Origin of the sequence: Macrococcoides caseolyticum, assembly GCF_002902665.1 — a bacterium.
GTDB lineage: Bacteria > Bacillota > Bacilli > Staphylococcales > Staphylococcaceae > Macrococcoides > Macrococcoides caseolyticum.
In genome coordinates this window covers 1-334 of record NZ_PPRM01000100.1, presented here as the reverse complement: position 1 = coordinate 334, position 334 = coordinate 1, and the positions used below count along the sequence as shown (strand labels likewise).

2 tRNA genes and 1 rRNA gene are annotated in these 334 nt (G+C 48.8%); all 3 read right to left on the bottom strand.

Features of this window, described 5'->3' with window-relative positions:
- Nucleotides 1-75: 75 nt before the first annotated feature.
- Nucleotides 76-151 (bottom strand) — tRNA-Thr (locus tag CD152_RS10640).
- An 11-nt stretch (nucleotides 152-162) separates the two neighbouring features.
- A tRNA-Val gene (locus CD152_RS10635) sits at nucleotides 163-238 on the bottom strand.
- 12 nt (nucleotides 239-250) lie between these two features.
- A 5S ribosomal RNA gene (rrf, locus tag CD152_RS12285) occupies nucleotides 251-334 on the bottom strand; the annotation flags it as partial.

Sequence of the window (334 nt, the reverse complement as noted above, 5' to 3'; positions counted from 1 at the left end):
GCCATAGAGGATTCGAACCTCTGACCCTTTGATTAAAAGTCAAATGCTCTACCAACTGAGCTAATGGCTCAAAAATGGTGCCGGAAAAAGGACTTGAACCCTCAACCTACTGATTACAAGTCAGTTGCTCTACCAGTTGAGCTATTCCGGCATAATATTAAATGGTGGAGGATGACGGGCTCGAACCGCCGACCCTCTGCTTGTAAGGCAGATGCTCTCCCAGCTGAGCTAATCCTCCTGGGTATATATTGCCCGGCAACGTCCTACTCTCGCGGATCGTAAGACCAACTACCATCGGCGCTAGAGAGCTTAACTTCTGTGTTCGGTATGGGAA